Annotated in this window: 5 protein-coding genes; 4 read left to right on the top strand and 1 reads right to left on the bottom strand. The window is 68.7% G+C overall.

Annotation, left to right across the window (positions count from 1 at the left end; all coding sequences use genetic code 11):
- The 4 genes from yidC to NS3_RS28000 form a co-directional block, all read left to right on the top strand.
- Window positions 1–616, top strand: a 616-nt coding sequence (gene yidC / locus NS3_RS28015) for a membrane protein insertase YidC (RefSeq protein ID WP_084496041.1), incomplete at its 5' end; no start/stop codon positions are given.
- 251 nt (window positions 617–867) lie between these two features.
- Window positions 868–1,347 carry a hypothetical protein gene (locus tag NS3_RS28010; protein ID WP_157101591.1) on the top strand — a complete coding sequence of 160 codons (480 nt, stop codon included), beginning with the start codon at window positions 868–870 and terminating at the stop codon, window positions 1,345–1,347.
- A gap of 179 nt (window positions 1,348–1,526) precedes the next feature.
- Window positions 1,527–1,778 carry a DUF6011 domain-containing protein gene (locus tag NS3_RS28005; RefSeq protein ID WP_067866040.1) on the top strand — a complete coding sequence of 84 codons (252 nt, stop codon included), beginning with the start codon at window positions 1,527–1,529 and terminating at the stop codon, window positions 1,776–1,778.
- A 15-nt stretch (window positions 1,779–1,793) separates the two neighbouring features.
- A complete protein-coding gene (locus NS3_RS28000) occupies window positions 1,794–2,060 on the top strand; it encodes a hypothetical protein (RefSeq protein ID WP_157101590.1) in 267 nt (88 codons plus the stop codon).
- Between the two features lie 480 nt (window positions 2,061–2,540).
- On the opposite strand, the gene NS3_RS27995 is transcribed toward NS3_RS28000, so the two are convergent.
- Window positions 2,541–3,707, bottom strand: coding sequence for an alpha/beta hydrolase family protein (locus NS3_RS27995; RefSeq protein WP_084496039.1), 1,167 nt, complete (start codon window positions 3,705–3,707; stop codon window positions 2,541–2,543).
- Window positions 3,708–3,771 lie beyond the last annotated feature (64 nt).

Below are 3,771 nucleotides of genomic sequence, written 5' to 3'. Positions count from 1 at the left end.
CCTCGGCCTGTTCCATGTCCTGCGGTCGTTCAACCGGACCGGCACCGGGCTCGGTCAACTCGGCATGAGCGTTGAAGCCAACGCGAACACCCCCAACTACCTGTTCAGCGTCGCCGACGTGCAGTCCTTCCTGCACGCCCGCCTGTTAGGCGCCCCCATTTCCGTAGCGATCACCACCCCGGAAAGCGCACTGGCCTCCTTCGCCTCCTACGGCGGGGTCCCCAACGTAGCGGTGATCGCGGCAGTCGCCATCCCGCTGATGGTGATCGCCGCCCTGGCCACCCATTTCAACGCACGCGCCTCGATCGCCCGGCAAAGCCCCGCCGCGGCGGCGAACCCGCAGTCGGCGATCATGAACAAACTGATACTCTGGGTCTTCCCGCTCGGTGTCCTCGTCGCCGGGCCGATCCTGATGATCGCGATCCTTCTCTACTGGGTCAGCAACAACCTGTGGACCTACGCCCAGCAGCACCTCATCTTCGCCCGCATGGACCGCGAAAATGCCACCGAACACGGTGAGGCGGCCGAACACCGAACCGCCACCGCACCCAGGCCCGGAGCGCGACCGACTGGCCGACCCAAGCCGACCCGGCACACCCGCAAGCGGAAGAAGTAGGTGAGGGCCGCCCATCTTCGAGCACAGCGAAGTACCGGCCGACACCCGCCGGTGGCCCAACCGGCCACTGAACAAGACGCGGAGACACAAGAGGCGTGGCTCGCTGCTTAGGCGGGTGCTTGAGGGTGGCGGGTGGCCGCGCCTCGATGAACAGGCCTCTTCGGTGAACGACGGGCCATAAAATGGGCTGTTCCAGCCGCGTTCGGTTGGAGAAGGGGGGCGGTTCAGTGACTGCCGCAATTGTGGCCGCTGTGGCCGGCGTGCTCGGGATCGCAGTCGGTCGCCTCTGGGATTCACGCTCGGAAGCCACGCGATGGCGCCGCGACCAGAAGACCGAGTGCTATCAGCGCCTGGCCGAACAGTTCCAGGCAACCTATGAAGCGATTCGCGTGGTAGCCCAGGCCGAATCGGACGCCGATGGCCTTCAGGCGCTGATCGAGCACACCAAAGACGGAATCTTCCCGGCATGGGACAGTGCCTTGGCATCGGTCTGGTTGCACGGCTCGACCGAAGTCGTCCTGGCCGCGAGTCGGCTGGACCAGGCGATCGGCGAATTGCACGACGGCGCCTTCCAGCAACGACTCGTAACCCAGCAAGAGTGGAATCGGCACCGGGTTCTTGTGCGCCGCGCCTTCGAGCACTTCCTGAGCGCAGCCCGTAAAGAACTCGATCTCCCACCTGTAGCCACGGCGTTCTTCACCGACCCCGGCCTGCTCAACAGGGACTCTTGAGAACCGCCAACGTGCGGCACCCGTCGGGAGCGCGAGATGGCTGCGGCCACGCCAGCGCGCCGTATCACGATTCCCGACACCGGCCGGTTGATCTTTCGACTGCAGCGCTGGTTGTCGGTCGGTTGTGTCAGGCTGGGCATCGCAAGGGCAGAGCCACGCCGGTCGCAGGGGAGAACGAGATGGCCGACATCGACGACGGGCCCACGGTCCGGCTGGTCGCGCACTGCCGCCGCTGCCGAGGCTGGCTGCTGTCACCACGATCGGTCGCCCAAGGGATCGGCCCGACATGCGCGATGCGTGAGCGCGCCGAGCAGCGGGCCGCCGAAGCCGCCGCAGCGGCACCGACGCTGGTGCTGTTCGAACTCCCGGCCGACAACAGCGAGGACGGCCAGCCCCGCGACCTGCTCGACCTCCTCGACCTGGCCAGCTGACCTCACAGAGAGATGGTGGCCACGGGCATGGCCTACACCCCGCCGTACTACCGGTGCTGGAACGCGTGGTGTGTCGATGACTACCACCTGATGCCGACATGCCCGCGCCGGCAACCGGTGCTCGTGCCGGTCCGGCCGAGGCCGCTGACTCAACGCGACCGTGACGCCCTCGCCTATCTCCGGCGGTTGGAAGAGGCAGGCGAGCTCCGCATCCTGCCCCGGCATTGGAAGTGGTGGGTCGCGGCGGCCGCCGCGTTCCTGTTGCTGCTCATCATCTTCTGACCCCGGACCCCGCCCTATCCCGGCCATCCTGCAGACCCCGGGCGATGGAACCGGTAGGGGCCATATGGGCAGTAGCGCTACCCGGGTCGCTCGGCGACAAGCGGACGCAGGCGGCCGAGGTCCTCGGTCGAGGCCAGCACCGGCGAGGACATCGAACGGACCCTCGCACGACCTGACCTCACCGCGACGGGAACCTGGACAGCAGTTGTCCAGGTCCTCGTCTGTATCCCCGCCTTGATCCGGGCCGGAGATGGCTATCGTGAGCACCGAAGGGACAGGGACAGCATGTGTCTGGAGACCGAGGGCATCGTCGAAATGCCTGCCGAGCAGACCGCCGCCGCATGGGGCAGCTACTTCCACACCGCTCCCCACCATGGAGCCTTCGACAGTGAGCAGGGCGGCGGCGTCGGCGGCGCGTTGGATCTGCCTGCGGAGTTACGGCTTTCGCCTTGGGTGTGTACGGCCGGGGAACCGGGCAGCCTACGGGTAGGGCACGACCTCGGGCTGGGCCAGGCTGGTGAGGGCGGCTGTGAGGTCGCTGCGGCCGAAGACGGCGTCGAACCAGGTTCTCAGGTAGGTACGCTGCAGTTCGATGGAGCGGCTGGCGTCGATGCCGCCGACTGCCTTCTGCCGCACCTCGCCGGCCAGGAGCCCTGCTTCGGCGAGGCGGGCCAGGATGAGCTGCTGGTCACAGAAGGACATGTGCTCGGTGCCCAGCACGCGCAACGGCACCTTGATCCCGGCGTTGGTGGCCCAGTACGGCTCCCATCCCGGCTGGCCGAACCATGGGGAGAACTCCCCGGCCAGCATCAGCAGCGGCTGGGCGATCCCGGCCTCGGCGGCCGGGCCGAGCACGGGACCGTCGAGGTTCACCCCGGTTCGGATCCGCGGGTCGGCGTGCAGGGCTCCGATCGTGGTCGACCCGCCAAGCGAGTGCCCGAACATCGCCACCCGCGACAGGTCCAGGTTCTCCGCGAGTCCGTCCGGCAGGGCTGCGGCGTGCTGGCCGGTGGCCGCGGCGGTGAGTTGGTCGAGGACGAAGCGGGTGTCGGCGACCCGGGTGGGCAGCAGCAGATCGCGCAGAACTTCTTGTGGCGAGTCCAGCGGCACCCGGGTCTCGGCGGTGCGGCCGTCGGGGAACCGTACGGAGTAGGCCTCGTGGGTGTGGTTGAGCGCGACCACGGCGTACCCGTGGCTGGCCAGGTCTTCGGCCTGGGCGGTGCTCCAGCCGGTGGCATCGCCCATCCCGGGCGAGTTCAGCACGACCGGGATCCCGCCGCCCTGCCGGGCGGGTACGTCGGAGCGGCTGTGGCTCGGCGCGAGGCTCCAGGTGCCCGCTTCGACACCGAGCTGGGCGAGGAAGTCGTCCTGTTCCGCGCGTCCGCCCGGCGGCATCCACGGCGCGGGCTCACCACCGCTGTCGGAGTCGGCGGGGTACCAGATCTGGACCAGTACCTCCCGGACAGCGCCGGTCCAGGGATCGGTGCGGGCCGGATCGGTCAGGTGCCACTCGGTGACCCCGACCGCAGACGGGCCGGTCGGGGCGGGCAGCGCGATGCTCACCACCGGCTCAGGCGGCGGTGGCGCCGCGACCGTCGCCCCGGCAGCGTTGCCGAGCAGAGCCAAGCCCGCTACCGCAACCGCCATTGCCCGTCGTAAACCGTTGCCCGCCAACGCCTACCCCCTAGCCTGTTGTTTCGGTCGCTCGGAG

The organism is Nocardia shimofusensis NBRC 100134, from assembly GCF_001613125.1.
Taxonomy (GTDB): Bacteria; Actinomycetota; Actinomycetes; order Mycobacteriales; family Mycobacteriaceae; genus Nocardia; species Nocardia shimofusensis.
The sequence above is the reverse complement of the archived record's forward strand: the minus strand, read 5'-3'. Positions and strand labels throughout refer to the sequence as shown.

What these genes read in the sequence shown, in the direction of transcription:
- NS3_RS27995 (WP_084496039.1), bottom strand. Translation starts at nt 3,707, where the DNA reads ATGGCGGTTGCGGTAGCGGGCTTGGCTCTGCTCGGCAACGCTGCCGGG.
- NS3_RS28005 (WP_067866040.1), top strand. Translation starts at nt 1,527, where the DNA reads ATGGCCGACATCGACGACGGGCCCACGGTCCGGCTGGTCGCGCACTGC.